This window comes from Mycobacterium timonense, assembly GCF_025821985.1.
Classification (GTDB): Bacteria; Actinomycetota; Actinomycetes; order Mycobacteriales; family Mycobacteriaceae; genus Mycobacterium; species Mycobacterium avium.
Window position 1 is genome coordinate 18,992 of sequence record NZ_JACKSY010000109.1, and the last position, 16,355, is coordinate 35,346.

The 16,355-nt window shown below is 71.8% G+C and carries 16 protein-coding genes and 1 pseudogene; 12 read left to right on the forward strand and 5 right to left on the reverse strand.

From position 1 onward, the window contains the following. Positions 1-7: 7 nt before the first annotated feature. On the reverse strand, positions 8-508 hold the full coding sequence (locus tag H7I87_RS26155) for a hypothetical protein (protein ID WP_011725245.1): 501 nt from the start codon (positions 506-508) through the stop codon (positions 8-10). A 492-nt stretch (positions 509-1,000) separates the two neighbouring features. On the opposite strand from H7I87_RS26155, the pseudogene H7I87_RS26160 reads away from it, so the two are divergent. The 3 genes and pseudogenes from H7I87_RS26160 (at position 1,001) to H7I87_RS26170 (ending at position 4,764) form a co-directional block, all read left to right on the forward strand. Then, positions 1,001-1,369, forward strand: a pseudogene (locus H7I87_RS26160) (hypothetical protein). A 144-nt stretch (positions 1,370-1,513) separates the two neighbouring features. Continuing rightward, positions 1,514-4,552: an acyl-CoA synthetase gene (locus tag H7I87_RS26165; RefSeq protein WP_085989552.1), complete on the forward strand. Its 3,039-nt coding sequence runs from the start codon at positions 1,514-1,516 to the stop codon at positions 4,550-4,552. After that, the gene (locus H7I87_RS26170; protein ID WP_011725242.1) at positions 4,549-4,764 is read left to right on the forward strand and encodes a Trm112 family protein; all 216 of its coding nucleotides are present in this window, start codon (positions 4,549-4,551) and stop codon (positions 4,762-4,764) included. The genes H7I87_RS26165 and H7I87_RS26170 overlap by 4 nt, the downstream gene beginning before the upstream one ends. Here the strand turns inward: H7I87_RS26170 and H7I87_RS26175 are convergent. From H7I87_RS26175 to H7I87_RS26190, 4 genes are all read right to left on the reverse strand, one after another. Next, positions 4,730-5,353 carry a TetR/AcrR family transcriptional regulator gene (locus H7I87_RS26175; RefSeq protein WP_011725241.1) on the reverse strand — a complete coding sequence of 208 codons (624 nt, stop codon included), beginning with the start codon at positions 5,351-5,353 and terminating at the stop codon, positions 4,730-4,732. The two genes, H7I87_RS26170 and H7I87_RS26175, sit on opposite strands and share 35 nt — an antisense overlap. Before the next feature lie 18 nt (positions 5,354-5,371). Then, a complete protein-coding gene (locus tag H7I87_RS26180) occupies positions 5,372-6,190 on the reverse strand; it encodes an ABC transporter permease (protein ID WP_196236124.1) in 819 nt (272 codons plus the stop codon). After that, positions 6,124-6,885 (reverse strand): ABC transporter ATP-binding protein, encoded by a 762-nt coding sequence (locus tag H7I87_RS26185; RefSeq protein WP_011725239.1) that lies wholly within the window; start codon positions 6,883-6,885, stop codon positions 6,124-6,126. The genes H7I87_RS26180 and H7I87_RS26185 overlap by 67 nt, the downstream gene beginning before the upstream one ends. 111 nt (positions 6,886-6,996) lie before the next feature. After that, positions 6,997-8,274, reverse strand: coding sequence for an ammonium transporter (locus tag H7I87_RS26190; RefSeq protein WP_011725238.1), 1,278 nt, complete (start codon positions 8,272-8,274; stop codon positions 6,997-6,999). 105 nt (positions 8,275-8,379) lie between these two features. On the opposite strand from H7I87_RS26190, the gene H7I87_RS26195 reads away from it, so the two are divergent. From H7I87_RS26195 to recN, 9 genes are all read left to right on the forward strand, one after another. After that, the gene (locus H7I87_RS26195; protein ID WP_003877793.1) at positions 8,380-8,997 is read left to right on the forward strand and encodes a DNA-3-methyladenine glycosylase; all 618 of its coding nucleotides are present in this window, start codon (positions 8,380-8,382) and stop codon (positions 8,995-8,997) included. A gap of 11 nt (positions 8,998-9,008) precedes the next feature. Next, positions 9,009-10,274, forward strand: coding sequence for a tyrosine--tRNA ligase (gene tyrS, locus H7I87_RS26200; RefSeq protein WP_011725237.1), 1,266 nt, complete (start codon positions 9,009-9,011; stop codon positions 10,272-10,274). A gap of 91 nt (positions 10,275-10,365) precedes the next feature. After that, on the forward strand, positions 10,366-10,734 hold the full coding sequence (locus H7I87_RS26205; protein WP_011725236.1) for a DUF732 domain-containing protein: 369 nt from the start codon (positions 10,366-10,368) through the stop codon (positions 10,732-10,734). A gap of 28 nt (positions 10,735-10,762) precedes the next feature. Beyond that, positions 10,763-11,557 (forward strand): tetratricopeptide repeat protein, encoded by a 795-nt coding sequence (locus H7I87_RS26210; RefSeq protein WP_085989551.1) that lies wholly within the window; start codon positions 10,763-10,765, stop codon positions 11,555-11,557. Positions 11,558-11,567: 10 nt separating this feature from the next. After that, complete coding sequence (locus tag H7I87_RS26215) at positions 11,568-12,581, forward strand: HAD-IIA family hydrolase (RefSeq protein WP_031348029.1); 1,014 nt, start codon at positions 11,568-11,570, stop codon at positions 12,579-12,581. Between the two features lie 23 nt (positions 12,582-12,604). Then, the gene (locus H7I87_RS26220) at positions 12,605-12,790 is read left to right on the forward strand and encodes a hypothetical protein (RefSeq protein ID WP_003876314.1); all 186 of its coding nucleotides are present in this window, start codon (positions 12,605-12,607) and stop codon (positions 12,788-12,790) included. Positions 12,791-12,798: 8 nt separating this feature from the next. Then, on the forward strand, positions 12,799-13,608 hold the full coding sequence (locus H7I87_RS26225) for a TlyA family RNA methyltransferase (RefSeq protein WP_011725234.1): 810 nt from the start codon (positions 12,799-12,801) through the stop codon (positions 13,606-13,608). Then, positions 13,605-14,531, forward strand: a complete 927-nt coding sequence (locus H7I87_RS26230) for an NAD kinase (protein ID WP_011725233.1) — start codon at positions 13,605-13,607, stop codon at positions 14,529-14,531. The genes H7I87_RS26225 and H7I87_RS26230 overlap by 4 nt, the downstream gene beginning before the upstream one ends. A gap of 25 nt (positions 14,532-14,556) precedes the next feature. Then, positions 14,557-16,326, forward strand: coding sequence for a DNA repair protein RecN (gene recN / locus H7I87_RS26235; protein WP_011725232.1), 1,770 nt, complete (start codon positions 14,557-14,559; stop codon positions 16,324-16,326). The last annotated feature ends 29 nt before the right edge of the window (positions 16,327-16,355 follow it).

Below are 16,355 nucleotides of genomic sequence, written 5' to 3' on the forward strand. Positions count from 1 at the left end.
CGGCTGCCTATCGCCGGAACCGTTCGCGGCGCAGGATCGAGGCCAGCAGCCCCATCCCGCCGACCATGCACATCAACCCGGGGGCGGCGATGGGCGGGCCCATCGGCACGTTGTAGGACGCGTGCTTCCATCCGCCCGGCTTGCGCGCCACCCCGCGGGCGTGCAGGTATTCGCCCATCAGGCCGTTGGCGGTGTAGACGGCGGCGGTGATGGGCAGCCAGACCTTGGCCCAGCGCCGGGAGAACACCCCGCCGATCCCGGCCACCACGACCGGCGGGGTCACCACGATCGGGCTCCACATCCATTTGTTGCCGAAGCTGGCCTTGTAGTGCTCGAAGTAGATCTCGGCCGTCGTGACCAGCGCCGCCATCGCGGTCAGCCCGGACAGCGAGCGTTCGAACCGGCCGTGCGCGACGTCGTAGAGCGCCCGCTCGGCCAGCTGCTGTACCTCGCCGGGGCCGTCGCCGCCGGCGGCCCTGCGCCGTCCGCCGTTGCCCAGCAACAACATGTGTCTCCCTTTCTCGCTCGCGTGATGCCGGCCGGTCACCCGCCGGTGTGCCGCGATGACCGCGCGGCCGCGTGGGTGATGCCGTGGGGATGGTGGCCGGGAAAAACCGGTGTCGTCATGACGCCGCCTCGCCTCCGCCGGAATGGACCGCACGCAGCCTCCGGCCCCGGCACCGTCGGTAACGGCCGCGGAAGCCGCCCAGAGAACTGGTGAGCGCCCAGCTGTGAGTTTCAACCGAGGTGGTCTCGACGACGCGTCGTGACCGAAGCGCGTCGGCTGTGTACCCGCGTCCCCGGGGGTGCAAACGGGGCCCGCCGGCGGCCCGTGTCATCGGTTGTCGTTGGGATCGGTAGCGGCCCGGCCCGTCTGTACTGATTCGAGTTAGCCGATTAGCCATGCGGGGGATGCGGTGCCGGCGAATACTGGTCGGCACCGGTAATCCCGTCCGGGAAAGGGCGTGGGGCCATGTCAGGATTTCGGATCGTCAACGCGATGATCGCCGGGGCGCTGCTGTCCGGTGGCGTCGCCGCCGCCGGGCTGGGACTGGGCGCCGGGGCCGCCCACGCCACCAAGGGCCCGTTCACCTGGTGCCCGGGGCAGTCCATGGAGTGGCCGAGCGGCCCGAACTCCTCGCGCGGTCACCTGAACTACGTCTGGGACATGAACGTGTGCCACACCTGGTACGTCGTCCCCGACGGCTGGGGCAACGTCCCGCGCATCGCGCTCAACGGTCAGCAGACGCTTTAGAGCTCGAACGCGTGGGACGGCGACAACCCGCCGGGCGACAATCCGGGCAACGTCCAGTGCGGCCTGATGTGGTGCCCCAACCCCGGGGGCCAGGATCCCGGCTTCCACGGCTGAGTGCCGGTTGCCGGACGGCGAACCACCGCGCCGGCACCACGATGAGCTTTCCGCGCAGCACCGCACGGTCGCCGACCGCGCCGCCGGAAGGCGATCCGCCCGGGTCGCCGATGCGGGCCGACCACCGCCCTTCTAGCTGGCCCGATGTGCCATGATGTGCAAGCTGTCAAGACTCAGGGAGCGGCGGTGGATCTCAATTTGTCGATGGTCACGCGACCGGTCGGGCGGCTGATCGCCACGGCGCAGAACGGGCTGGAGGTCTTGCGACTGGGGGGATTGGAAACCGGCACGGTCGCGTCGCCGTCGCAGATCGTCGAGAGCGTGCCGATGTACAAGCTTCGGCGCTACTTCCCGCCGGACAGCCGGCCCGGCCAGCCGCCGGTCGGCCCGCCGGTGCTGATGGTGCACCCGATGATGATGTCGGCCGACATGTGGGACGTCACCCGCGACGAGGGGGCGGTGGGGATCCTGCACGCGCACGGGCTCGATCCCTGGGTGATCGACTTCGGCGAACCGGACAAGGTGGAGGGCGGGATGCGCCGCACCCTCACCGACCACATCGTCGCGCTCAGCCAGGCCATCGACACCGTCAAGGACGTCACCGGCGCCGACATCCACCTGGTCGGCTACTCGCAGGGCGGCATGTGGTGCTACCAGGTGGCCGCCTACCGGCGGTCGAAGAGTCTGGCCAGCATCGTCACGTTCGGTTCGCCGGTGGACACCCTGGCCGCCCTGCCGATGGGCATCCCGGCCAACTTCGCCGCGCCCGCGGCCAACTTCATGGCCGACCACGTGTTCAGCCGGCTGGCCATCCCCAGCTGGATGGCGCGCACCGGCTTCCAGATGCTCGACCCGCTCAAAACCGCCAAGGCGCGGGTGGACTTCCTGCGCCAGCTGCACGACCGGGAGGCGCTGCTGCCGCGCGAGCAGCAGCGCCGGTTCCTCGAGCGTGAGGGATGGATCGCCTGGTCCGGCCCCGCGATCTCCGAGCTGCTCAAGCAGTTCATCGCCCACAACCGGATGATGACCGGCGGGTTCGCCGTCAACGGCCAGATGGTCACCCTCACCGACATCACCTGTCCGGTGCTGGCCTTCGTCGGCGAGGTCGACGACATCGGGCAGCCCGCCTCGGTGCGCGGCATCCGGCGCGCGGCTCCGGACGCCGAGGTCTACGAGTGCACCATCCGCACCGGCCACTTCGGCCTGGTGGTCGGCTCCAAGGCCGCCCAGCACAGCTGGCCGACCGTGGCCGCGTGGGTGAAATGGCTGTCCACCGGCGGTGACAAACCCACCGGCATCGACCCGATGGCGGACCAGCCGGCCGAGCACACCGACAGCGGGGTGGCCCTGAGCTCGCGGATCGCGCACGAGCTGGGGGAGGCCTCCGAGGCGGCGATCGGGCTGGTGCGCGGCGCGGCCAACGCGGTCGTCACCGCCAACAAGTCGGTGCGCACCCTGGCCGTCGAGACCGCCCGCACCCTGCCCCGGCTGGTCCGGTTGGGCCAGATCAACGACCACACCCGGATCTCGCTGGGCCGCATCATCGAGGAGCAGGCCCACGACGCCCCGCAGGGCGAATTCCTGCTGTTCGACGGGCGGGTGCACACCTACGAGGCCGTCAACCGGCGCATCAACAACGTCGTGCGTGGCCTGATCGAGGTGGGGGTGCGCCAGGGCGACCGGGTCGGTGTGCTGATGGAGACGCGGCCCAGCGCACTGGTGGCCATCGCCGCGCTGTCCCGGCTCGGCGCCATCGCGGTGGTGATGCGGCCCGACGCCGACCTGGCCGCCTCGGTGCGGCTCGGGGGCGCTACCGAGATCCTGACCGACCCCACCAACCTCGAGTCGGTGCTGGCCTCGGACCGGCAGCTGCTGCGGCAGGTGCTGGTGCTCGGCGGCGGCGAGGCGCGGGACCTGCACCTGCCCGAGGACTCCGCCGAGCAGCCGTACGTCATCGACATGGAGAAGATCGACCCGGACGCGGTCGAGCTGCCCGGCTGGTACCGGCCCAACCCGGGGCTGGCCCGGGATCTGGCGTTCATCGCGTTCAGCGCCGCCGGCGGCGAGCTGGTGGCCAAGCAGATCACCAACTACCGCTGGGCGGTGTCGGCGTTCGGCACCGCGTCGACGGCCGCGCTGGACCGCCGCGACACCGTGTACTGCCTGACGCCACTGCACCACGAGTCGGCGCTGCTGGTCAGCCTGGGCGGCGCGGTGGTCGGCGGCACCCGCATCGCGCTGTCGCGCGGCCTGGACCGGGACCGCTTCGTGCAGGAGGTGCGCCAGTACGGCGTCACCGTGGTGTCCTACACCTGGGCCATGCTCCGCGAGATCGTCGACGATCCCGCGTTCGTGTTGCACGGCAACCACCCGGTGCGGCTGTTCATCGGCTCCGGCATGCCGACCGGGCTGTGGGGGCGCGTGGTCGAGGCGTTCGCGCCGGCCCACGTCGTCGAGTTCTTCGCCACCACCGACGGGCAGGCGGTGCTGGCCAACGTCTCCGGTGCCAAGGTGGGCAGCAAGGGCCGGCCGCTGCCCGGCGCCGGGCGCATCGAGCTGGGCGCCTACGACACCGAACACGACCTGATCCTGGAGAACGACCGGGGCTTCGTGCAGATCGCCGAACCCCACCAGGTGGGGGTGCTGCTGGCCGCCTCCAACGGCCCGATCGACCCCAGCGCCTCGGTCAAACGCGGGGTGTTCGCCGCCGGCGACACCTGGATATCGACCGAGTACCTGTTCTACCGCGACGACGACGGCGACTACTGGCTGGCCGGCCGGCGCGGGTCGGTGGTGCACACCCCGCGCGGCGTGGTCTACGCCGAGCCGGTCACCGACGCGCTCGGGTGCATCAACGGCGTCGACCTGGCGGTGACCTACAACGTGCCGGTGGGCGGGCACGAGGTGGCGGTGTCGGCGGTGACGCTGCTGCCGGGCGCCTCCATCACCGCGGCCGACCTGACCGAGGCCTGCGCCAAGATCCCGATCGGTCTGGGCCCCGACATCGTGTGCGTGGTGCCGGAAATGAACCTCAGCGCCACGTACCGTCCGACCATCAGCGCGCTGCGGGCCGCCGGGATCCCGAAGGCGGGACGCCAGGTCTGGTATTTCGACGCCGAATCCGGGCAGTACCGCCGGCTGACGCCCGCCGCGCGCGCCGAGCTGAGCGGCGGCCGGTCATGATCGACGAGGCGCTGCTGAACATCCTGGTGTGCCCGGCCGATCGGGGTCCGCTCGTGCTGGTGGGCCAGGAGCTGCTGTACAACCCGCGGCTGCGGCGCGCCTACCGCATCGAGGACGGCATCCCGGTATTGCTCATCGGCGAGGCCCGCGACGTCGACGACGAGGAGCACGCCCGGCTCATGGCGCAAGGCCGTCCGGCAGATCCCCGGTGAGGTAGCGCTGCAGGTTCGGCGCGATGGTCGCCGCGATCTGCTCGGGCGGCAGCGACGCGAACGGCTCCAGTTCCAGGATGTAGCGCGCCATCACCACACCCACCAGCTGCGAGGCCACGAACTGGATGCGGATCACCCCGCTGCCCGCCGGGTTGTCCACGCGGGGGCCGACTTCGACGCCGATCACGTCCTGGATGAAGGTGCGGAACAGGCTGATCTCCTCGCCGGCCAGAATCGAGCGCAGGGTGGCGATGAACGCCGCGCCGACCTCGGAATCCCACAGCGGCAACAACATCGACGGCAGGGCGTAGCCGAGGTCGTCGACCGGTACCTCCCGCAGCGGGCCGATCACCTGCATCGGGTCAATGGGGATCTGCACGGCCGCGGCGAACAGCTTCTCCTTGGTGCCGAAGTAGTGGTGCACCAGCGCCGAGTCCACCCCGGCCGCCGCGGCCACCGCACGGATCGAGGTGTTGCGAATACCGTTGCGGGCGAACAACTCCCGGGCACTGGCCAGGATCCGCTCCCGGCTGCCGGAGGACCCGGCCGGCCGGCCGCGGCGGCGTCGCGTCGTGCCGGTGGTCGTCACGCGGGGCCGTCCGTCACGCTAGGGCGTCCGTCGCCGCAGTGTCGCCGCGGCCAGGCACAGCGCCGCCAGGGCGAAGCCCAGCACCACGACGATGTCCCGCACCGCGATGAAGGTCAACTCCGGGTGCGTCCCCACCTGTTGCAGGGCCTCCAGCGCGTAGCTGGCCGGCAACACATTGCTGATCCATTGCAGCCAGTGTGGCATCAGCGCCCGCGGCACGATGATGCCGGCCAGCAGCAACTGCGGCACCATCACCAGCGGAATGAACTGCACGGCCTGAAACTCGGTGCGGGCGAAGGCGCTACACAACAGCCCCAACCCCACACCCAGCACCGCGTTGACGATCGCGATCACGAACACCCACACCGGGCTGCCCGCGGTGTCGAAGCCCAGCAACCAGAACGACACGATGCACGCCAGGATTGCTTGCGCCGCAGCGGCTAGGGAGAACGCGGTGCCGTAGGCGATGAGCAGGTCGAGCCGGCGCAGCGGGGTGGTCAGGATCCGCTCCAGCGTTCCCGACGCCCGTTCCCGCTGCATGGTGATCGCCGTGATGATGAACATCACGAACAGCGGGAACAGGCCCAGCAGCACCAGGCAGGCGTTGTTGAACGGGGTCGGCCCGCCCGGGCGGTGCGGGGCGTTCTCGAACATGAAATACATCAGGGTGATCACCAGCACGGGCACCAGCAGGATCATCGCCACGCTGCGGTGATCGCCGGCCAGCTGGCGCAGGATCCGCGTCGTGGTCGCGGTGTATCCGCGCAGCGTCAGCCGGCTTCGCGCATGGTGCTGCGCTTGATGATGGACAGAAACGCGTCCTCCAGTGACGTGCATCCGGTGTCCTCTCGCAGTCGGTTCGGGGTGGTGTGGGCGACCAGCCGCCCTTCCCGCATCAGCAGCAGGTCGCCGCAGTGGTCGGCCTCGTCCATCACATGGCTGGACACCAGCAGCGTGGTCCCGCCGCGGGCCAGCGCGGCGAACTGATCCCACAGGTCGGCGCGCAGCACCGGATCCAGGCCCACGGTGGGTTCGTCCAGCACCAGCAGGTCGGGCCGGCGCACCAGCGCGCAGGCCAGCGACACCCGGGTGCGCTGACCACCGGACAGGTTGCCGCACAAGGCAATTCGATGATCGGTCAGCCCCACCCGATCGATGGCGGCGTCGGCGGCCTGGCCGTCGAACCCGTACAGCGCCGCGAAGTAGCGGACGTTGTCCACCACCCGCAGGTCGTTGTAGATGGTCGGGTCCTGCGGCAGGTAGCCGACCCGGTGGCGCAGCTCGGCGCTGCCGGCGGGTTTTCCGAGCACCGTGACGCTGCCCTTGGTGAGGATCTGGGTGCCCACGATGCAGCGGATCAGGGTGGTCTTGCCGCAGCCGGACGGCCCGAGCAGCCCGGTGATGCTGCCCTTGGCGATCTGCACGGAGAAGTCGTGCAGGGCCGGGCGTTTGCCGCGGACCACCCGCAGGTGCTCGATGCGCACCGCCGGTTCGGCCCCGCCGATTAATTCATCACCGGATGAACTCATCATGTGATGAATATTCGTCCCGCCGGGCGTGGTTGTCAAGGACTTTGGTCCAGGCCCCGCGAAACGTGTTACTGCGGACGGGGTTGTGCGGGCGCCGACGACCGTCGCGCGGGGCTACTTCAACCGGTCGCCGGGGCCCGGGCGGCGCTGCGGCAGATGACCGTGCACGCCCTCGGCGTAGGCGGTCTCGGCGTGCTGGGTCAGGTCGACGCCGGTGGTCTCGTCCTCGGCGCTGACCCGGAAGCCCATCACCCGGTCGATGGCCTTGGCCAGCAGGAACGACACGGTAAACGCGTAGAGCGCCACCGCCGCGATCGCCAGCGCCTGCTTGCCCAGCTGGGCCACGCCGCCGCCGTAGAACAGCCCCTGCGGGCCCGCCGTCATGACCGCCGTGGCGAACAGCCCGATCAGCGACACCCCGACCACCCCGCCGACGAAGTGCACACCGACCACGTCGAGCGAATCGTCATAGTTGAAGCGCAGTTTCGCGCCCACCGCGAACGAGCACACGACGCCGGCCGCCAGCCCGACCACCGTCGCCCCCAGCGTGTTGACGGTGCCGCAGGACGGGGTGATGGCGACCAGCCCGGCCACCACGCCCGAGGCGGCGCCGAACGTGGTGGGCCGCCCGTCGCGGATCTGCTCGACCGACAGCCAGCCCAGCATGCCCAGGCAGCCGGCCACCAGGGTGTTGAGGAAGATGGCCGCGGCGGTTCCGTTGGCCGCCAACGCCGATCCGGCGTTGAACCCGAACCAGCCGAACCACAGCAGCCCGACACCGACGAACAGCAGCGGCAGATTGTGCGGCCGCATGGCGTCCTTCTTGAAGCCGATCCGCGGCCCGAGCACCAGCGCCAGGGCCAGCGCGGAGCTGCCGGAGACGATCTCGACCACCAGCCCACCCGCATAGTCCAGCACGCCCAGCCGGGCCAGCCAGCCGCCCGGCCCCCAGACCCAGTGCGCCACAACCGAATACACCGCAACCGTCCACACCGGGACGAAAACCATCCAGGCGGCGAACTTGGCGCGGTCGGCGATCGCGCCGCTGACCAGCGCCGCGGTGATGATCGCGAACGTCAATTGGAAAGTGGCGTACAGCAATTCGGGGACCGCGCCGTGGGTGGTGTCGGGAGTGATGCCGAGCATCCCGAAGTGCCGCAGATTGCCCACCAGCCCGCTCATCCCGTCCTGGGAGAACGCCATCGTGTAGCCGACCAGCAACCAGGCCACGGTCACCAGCGGGATGGAGATGAAGCTCATCATGATCATGTTGAGCACACCGGTGGTGCGGACCATGCCGCCGTAGAAGATCGCCAGGCCGGGGGTCATCAGCAACACCAGCGCGGTGCTGGCCAGCAGCCAGGCCGTGGCGGCCGGATCGATTCCGTGCATGTGGGCTCCTTGGGGTCCCGGGACACCGGGATATTGCCATGTTCGGGGCCGGTAGGTTCGTTGGGTTGCTGAAAGGGATCTGACGTGGTCGAGGCGGGACGACGATTGCGCGACGCTGCCGAGCAGCTGCTGGTCGACCCGGTCGAGGCTGCCCGCCGGCTGCTGGGCGCCACCCTGACCGGACGGGGCGTGAGCGGGGTCATCGTCGAGGTCGAGGCGTACGGGGGAGTCCCCGACGGGCCCTGGCCCGACGCCGCGGCGCACTCCTACAAGGGGCTGCGGGCCCGCAACTTCGTCATGTTCGGCCCGCCCGGGCGGCTCTACACCTACCGCAGCCACGGCATCCACGTCTGCGCCAACGTGTCCTGCGGGCCCGACGGGACCGCCGCCGCCGTGCTGCTGCGGGCCGCCGCCCTCGAGGACGGCACCGACGTCGCGCGCGGCCGCCGCGGCGAGTTGGTGCACACCGCGGCGCTGGCCCGCGGCCCGGGCAACCTGTGCGCCGCCATGGGAATCACCATGGCGGACAACGGAATCGACCTTTTCGACCCGGACTCGCCGGTGACCCTGCGGCTGCACGAGCCGCTGACCGCGGTGTGCGGGCCGCGGGTCGGGGTCAGCCAGGCCGCCGACCGGCCGTGGCGGCTGTGGCTGCCCGGGCGCCCGGAGGTGTCGGCCTACCGGCGAAGTCCGCGGGCGCCCGCCCCCGGGACCAGCGACTAAAGTCGGCGGCGATGTCTTCCGGGATCCTCGACGAGCTGGGCTGGCGCGGCCTGATCGCGCAGTCCACCGACCTCGACGCGCTGGCCGCCGAAGCCCGGCCGATGACCGTGTACGCCGGCTTCGACCCCACCGCGCCGAGCTTGCACGCCGGACACCTGGTGCCGCTGCTGGCGCTGCGCCGGTTCCAGCGCGCCGGCCACCGCCCGATCGTGCTGGCCGGCGGCGCCACCGGCATGATCGGCGACCCGCGCGACGTCGGCGAGCGCACCCTCAACGAGGCCGACACCGTCGCCGAGTGGACCGAGCGGATCCGCGGCCAGCTGGAGCGCTTCGTCGACTTCGACGAATCCGCCACCGGCGCCGTCGTCGTCAACAACCTGGACTGGACCCGCCAACTGTCGGCGATCGAGTTCCTGCGCGACCTCGGCAAGCACTTCTCGGTCAACGTCATGCTGGACCGCGACACCGTCCGGCGCCGGCTGGAGGGCGACGGCATCTCCTACACCGAGTTCAGCTACATGCTGTTGCAGGCCAACGACTACGTCGAGTTGCACCGGCGCTACGGGTGCGTGCTGCAGATCGGCGGGTCCGACCAGTGGGGCAACATCATCGCCGGGGTGCGGCTGGTCCGTCAGAAGCTGGGCGCGACGGTGCACGCGCTGACGGTGCCGCTGGTGACCGCCGCCGACGGCACCAAGTTCGGCAAGTCCACCGGCGGCGGCAGCCTGTGGCTGGACCCCGCGCTGACCACCCCGTACGCGTGGTACCAGTACTTCTTCAACACCGCAGACGCCGACGTGATCCGCTACCTGCGCTGGTTCACCTTCCTGAGCGCCGACGAGCTGGGCGAGCTGGAGCGGGCCACCGCCGAGCGCCCCCAGCAGCGCGCCGCGCAGCGGCGGCTGGCCCGCGAGCTGACCGTGCTGGTGCACGGCGAGGCTGCCACCGAGGCGGTCGAGCACGCCAGCCGGGCGCTGTTCGGTCAGGGAGAGCTGGAGCGCCTCGACGCGGCCACGCTGGCGGCGGCGCTGCGCGAGACGTCGGTCGCCGAGCTCAAACCCGGTGCGCCCGACGGGATCGTCGACCTGTTGGTGGCCAGCGGCCTGTCCGAGAGCCGCAAGGCCGCCCGGCGCACCCTCGGCGAGGGCGGCGTCTCGGTCAACAACGTGCGCATCGACCGCGAGGACTGGGCGCCGCAACCGTCCGACTTCCTGCACGGCAAATGGCTGGTGCTGCGCCGCGGCAAGCGCACCATCGCCGGGGTGGAAAAGCTGTAGACCGCCCGCCGGCCCGACGGCCGCGCAAAACGCCGTACGTGTGCACAATCTTTACCTCACCGTGTCGTCGACGTGACCGTGGCCGAGCACTGTGGTCACGGTGATTTTCGCGAGGCGGGTGCGGTTGACCGGACTGATCGTGGGGGTGCTCGCCGGGCTGGCGGCGCTGGCCGGGACGCTGTCGGCGCCGATCCGCGCCGACATGCTGGGCAACGCGTTCCTGTCGGCGCTGACCAACGCCGGGATCGCCTACACCCAACCGACCAGCACCATGGCGATGGGACAGTCGGTGTGCCCGAGGCTTTTTGAGCCCGGCGGCTCGTTCGACGCGGTCGCCGCCGACATGGCGCAGCGCGCCGGAATGTCGTACGAGACCGCGGGCAGGTTCACCATCGTGGCGATCGCGACCTACTGCCCGGCGGTGATCGCGCCGCTGCTCGGTAACCGGCTGGCATCCTGAGCGCGGGGCGGCCCGTATTCTCGGCAGCGTGGTCGACGACAGGCACCCGCAGCGCGGCGAACGGCGGACCCGGCCGGCGTCGTGGTCCGGCCCGGGTCGTGCCCGCCCCGCCCAGCCGCAGACCCCGGCGCGCCGGGGTGCCCCGCCCGACCGCGCGGCGGGCGGCGGGCCGCCGATACCGCCGGGGGTGGAGGCCAAGCAGCTGGCCCCCGACATCCGCCGCGAGCTGAGCACCCTGGACCGCGCCACCGCCGACGCGGTGGCGCGGCACCTGGTGGCCGCGGGCGAGCTGCTGGACGAGGACCCCGAGGCGGCGTTGCGCCACGCCCGGGCCGCGCGGGCCCGGTCGTCGCGGATCGCCGCTATCCGCGAGGCGGTCGGCATCGCCGCCTACCACTGCGGCGATTGGGCCCAGGCGCTGGCGGAGTTGCGCGCCGCCCGCCGGATGGGCAGCAAGTCCGCGCTGCTGGCCCTGATCGCCGATTGCGAACGCGGACTCGGCCGTCCGGAGCGCGCGATCGAGCTGGCCCGCGGGCCGGAGGCCGCCGAGCTGTCCGGCGACGACGCCGACGAGTTGCGCATCGTCGCCGCCGGGGCCCGCGCCGACCTCGGCCAGCTGGAGCAGGCGCTGACCATTTTGTCCACGCCGCAACTGGATTCGACCCGCACCGGCTCCACGGCGGCGCGGCTGTTCTACGCCTACGCCGACACGCTGCTGGCGCTCGGCCGCAACGACGAGGCGCTGCAATGGTTCCTGCACGCCGCGGCCGCCGACCTCGACGGCGTCACCGACGCCGAAGACCGGGTCAGTGAACTCGCCTGACGTGTCCGGCGTGAAAACCCTTGCGCAGCAACATGATTGCCTGCTGATCGACCTGGACGGGACGGCGTTTCGCGGGCGTTCGCCCACCGAGGGCGCGGTGCAGGCGTTGGCGAGGCTGCCCGGCCGCGCGTTGTTCGTCACCAACAACGCATCCCGCAGTGCCGGCGAGGTCGCCGCGCACCTGACCGAGCTCGGCTTCACCGCCACCGCCGACGACGTGGCCACCAGCGCCCAGAGCGCCGCCCACCTGCTGGCCGGCCAGCTGCCGGCCGGCGCGCCGGTGCTGATCGTGGGCACTGAGGCACTGGCCGGCGAGATCGCGGCCGTCGGGCTGCGCCCGGTGCGCCGCTACGACGACGGCCCCGTCGCCGTCGTGCAGGGCCTGTCCATGACCATCGGCTGGCCGGACCTCGCCGAGGCGGCGCTGGCCATCCGGGCCGGCGCGGTGTGGGTGGCCGCCAACATCGACCTCACCCTGCCCACCGAGCGGGGACTGCTGCCCGGCAACGGATCCCTGGTGGCCGCGGTGGCCGCGGCCACCGGCGCCACCCCGCAGGTCGCGGGCAAACCGGCGCCGGCGCTGCTGCGCGACGCGGCGGCCCGCGGCGACTTCCGCGCGCCGCTGGTGATCGGCGACCGCCTCGACACCGACATCGAGGGCGCCAACGCCGCCGGGCTGCCCAGCCTGCTGGTGCTCACCGGGGTCAACTCGGCGCGAGACGCGGTGTACGCCAAGCCCGCCCGGCGCCCCACCTACATCGGCCACGACCTGCGCGCCCTGCACCAGGACGCCGCGGCGCTGGCGGTGGCGCCGCAGCCGGGCTGGCGGGTCGACGTCGGCGACACGGCCATCACGGTCAGCGGCGACGGACGCGACGACGGGTCGGGCGACGGGCTGTCGGTGGTCCGGGCGGTCGCCAGCGCGGTCTGGGGCTCGCCGGACGCCGGCACGCTGCCCATCCGGGCCGGCGACGACCGGGCCCGCGCCGCGTTGGCGCGCTGGTCTTTGGTGCGCACCGACTAGCGGGTGACTAGCGTGGTAACGCGATGAGTATCGATCCCGATCAGATTCGCGCTGAAATCGACGCCTTGCTGGCCCGGCTGCCCCAGCCCGGGGACACCGAAGACCCCGACAAGGCCCCCTCGCTCGACGAACTCGAAGAGATCGCACGCCGGCTCTCCGAGGCGCACGACGTGCTGCTGGCCGCGCTGGAGTCGGCGGAGAAGGGCTGAGTGCGCGGATGTCTCGACGCGCCCGCGTTGACGCCGAGCTGGTCCGGCGCGGCCTGGCCCGGTCGCGCCAGCAGGCCGCGGAGCTGATCGGCGCCGGCAGGGTGAGCATCGACGGGATGCCGGCCCGCAAACCGGGCACCGCCGTCGCCGTCACCGCCGCCCTGACCGTCGCCGCGGACGGCGAACGCGGCTGGGTGTCCCGCGGGGCGCACAAACTGCTGGGCGCCCTGGACGCCTTCGAGATCGCGGTGGCGGGCCGTCGCTGCCTGGACGCCGGCGCGTCGACGGGTGGGTTCACCGAGGTGCTGCTGGACCGCGGGGCGGCCGAGGTGGTCGCGGTGGACGTGGGCTACGGCCAGCTGGCCTGGTCGCTGCGCAGCGATGCGCGGGTGGTCGTGGTGGAACGGACCAACGTGCGCGACCTGACACCGGAGGCGATCGGCGGGCCGGCCGACCTGGTGGTGGCGGACCTGTCGTTCATCTCGCTGTGCACGGTGTTGCCGGCGCTGGCTGGCTGCGCCGCGCCGCACGCGGATATCGTTCCCATGGTGAAGCCGCAGTTTGAGGTGGGCAAGGGCCAGGTCGGGCCCGGGGGTGTGGTGAACGACCCCGAATTGCGCGCGCAGGCCGTGCTGTCGGTCGCCCGGCGCGCCGACGAGCTGGGCTGGCACCCCGTCGACGTCACCGCCAGCCCGCTGCCCGGACCGTCGGGAAACGTCGAATACTTCCTGCGGCTGCGCGCCCGCACCGACCGCCCGCTCGCCGGCGACGCGCTGTGCCGCGCGGTGCGGCGCGCGGTGGAAAGCGGACCGCAGTGACCCCGGCCGAGCGCACCGTCCTGATGGTGGTCCACACCGGCCGCGAAGAAGCAACCGAGACGGCACGCCGAGTACAGAAGGTGCTGGGCGACAACGGGATTGCGCTGCGGGTGCTGTCCGCCGAGGCGGTCGACCGGGGGCCGCTGCACCTGGCGCCCGACGACATGCGGGCCATGGGTGTCGAGATCGAGGTGGTCGACGCCGACCCGCTGGCCGCCCGCGGCTGCGAGCTGGTGCTGGTCCTCGGCGGCGACGGCACGTTTCTGCGGGCCGCGGAATTGGCGCGCAACGCCGACATCCCGGTGCTCGGCGTCAACCTCGGTCGGATCGGTTTTCTGGCCGAGGCCGAAGCCGAGGCCATCGACAAGGTGCTGGAACACGTTGTGGCGCGCGACTATCGGGTGGAGAACCGGATGACGCTCGACGTCGTGGTGCGCCACCACGGCACGGTGTCCGACCACGGCTGGGCGCTCAACGAAGTCAGCCTGGAAAAAGGCCCGCGGCTCGGGGTGCTCGGGGTGGTGGTCGAGATCGACGGCCGGCCGGTGTCGGCCTTCGGCTGCGACGGCGTGCTGGTGTCGACGCCCACCGGATCCACCGCGTACGCGTTCTCCGCGGGCGGCCCGGTGCTCTGGCCCGACCTGGAGGCAATCCTGGTGGTGCCCAACAACGCTCACGCGCTGTTCGGTCGCCCCATGGTCACCAGCCCGGCCGCCACCATCGCGATCGAGATCGAGGCCGACGGCCACGACGCCCTGGTGTTCTGCGACGGTCGCCGCGAGATGCTGATACCGGCCGGCAGCCGGATCGAGGTCAAACGGTGTGACACCGCGGTGAAGTGGGCCCGGCTGGACAGCGCCCCGTTCACCGACCGGCTGGTGCGCAAGTTCCGGCTTCCGGTGACCGGGTGGCGCGGCAACTGACGGCGCGAACGGGATTGCGACTGCCATGCTGACCGAAATCCGCATCGAGTCACTGGGGGCGATCAGCGCCGCGGTCGGGGAGTTCGACCGCGGCCTGACGGTGCTGACCGGCGAGACCGGCACCGGCAAGACCATGGTGGTCACCGGCCTGCACCTGCTCGGCGGGGCCCGCGCCGACGCCACCCGGGTGCGCTCCGGCGCCGACCGGGCGATCGTCGAAGGCCGTTTCACCACAACGGATCTCGACGAAGCCCTGGTGGTCAGGCTGGACGAGATGCTGGACGCCTCCGGGGCGGAACGCGACGAGGACGGCAGCGTGATCGCGCTGCGCTCGGTCAACCGCGACGGGCCGTCGCGCGCGTACCTGGGCGGGCGCAGCGTGCCCGCCAAATCGCTGGGCGACTTCACCGCCGAACTGCTGACCCTGCACGGGCAGAACGACCAGCTGCGACTGATGCGGCCCGAGGAGCAGTGCGGCGCGCTGGACCGGTTCGCCAAGGCCGGCCCCGCGTTGGAGCGCTACACCAAACTGCGCGACGCCTGGCTGTCGGCGCGACGCGACCTCGCCGACCGCCGCAACCGGATGCGCGAACTCGCGCTGGAGGCCGACCGGCTGACCTTCGCGCTGGGCGAGATCGACGCCGTCGACCCGCAACCCGGCGAGGACGACGCCCTGGTCGCCGAGATCATGCGGCTCTCGGAACTGGACACCCTGCGCGAGGCCGCCGCCGCGGCCCGCGCGGCGCTGTCCGCCGACGACGCCGACGGCTCCGGTCTGTCCGCCGTCGACACGCTCGGAAAGGCAAGGGCCGCACTGGAATCCACCGACGATCCCAAGCTGCTGGCGCTGGCCGGCCAGATCGGCGAGGTGTTGACCGTGGTGGTCGACGCCGCCGGCGAGCTGGCCGGTTTCCTGGAGGAACTACCGGTCGACGCCAGCGCGCTGGAAGCCAAGCTGGCCCGGCAGTCCGAGCTGCGCGGCCTCACCCGCAAGTACGCCGCCGACATCGACGGCGTGCTGGCCTGGGCGCGGGAGTCGCGGGAGCGACTCGCCCAACTCGACGTCTCCGAGGAGGGTCTGAGCGCGCTGGCCGCCCGCGTCGAGGAGCTCGGCCGCGAATTGGCCGGGGCCGCAGCCGATCTCAGCACCATCCGGCGCAAGGCCGCCAAGCGGCTGGCCAAGGAGGTCACCGCCGAGCTGTCCGGGCTGGCGATGGCCGACGCGCAGTTCAGCATCGACGTGAGCACCGACGTCGTGCCCGCCGGCTCCGGCTCCGACGATGCGGCGGTGCTGACGCTGCCGTCGGGCGAGCGGGTGCGGGCCGGCGCCGACGGCATCGACCAGGTCGAGTTCGGCTTCGCCGCACACCGCGGGATGGATCGGCTGCCGCTGGCCAAGAGCGCCTCCGGCGGCGAGCTGTCCCGGGTGATGCTGGCGCTCGAAGTGGTGCTGGCCGCCTCCCGCAAGGAGACCGTCGGCACCACCATGGTGTTCGACGAGGTGGACGCCGGCGTGGGCGGTCGGGCGGCGGTCCAGATCGGGCGGCGGCTGGCCCGGCTGGCCCGCACTCACCAGGTCATCGTCGTCACGCATCTGCCGCAGGTCGCGGCCTACGCCGACGTGCACCTGGTGGTGCACGGCGCCGGGCCGCGCGGGACCAGCGTGGTGCGCCGGGTCACCGGCGACGAGCGGGTGGCCGAGCTGGCGCGGATGCTGGCCGGGCTCGGTGAGTCCGACAGCGGCCGCGCGCACGCCCGCGAGCTGCTCGACGCCGCCCAGAAGGACGAGATCTAAACGGTGCGCCTCCCCGGCGAGCGTCGACT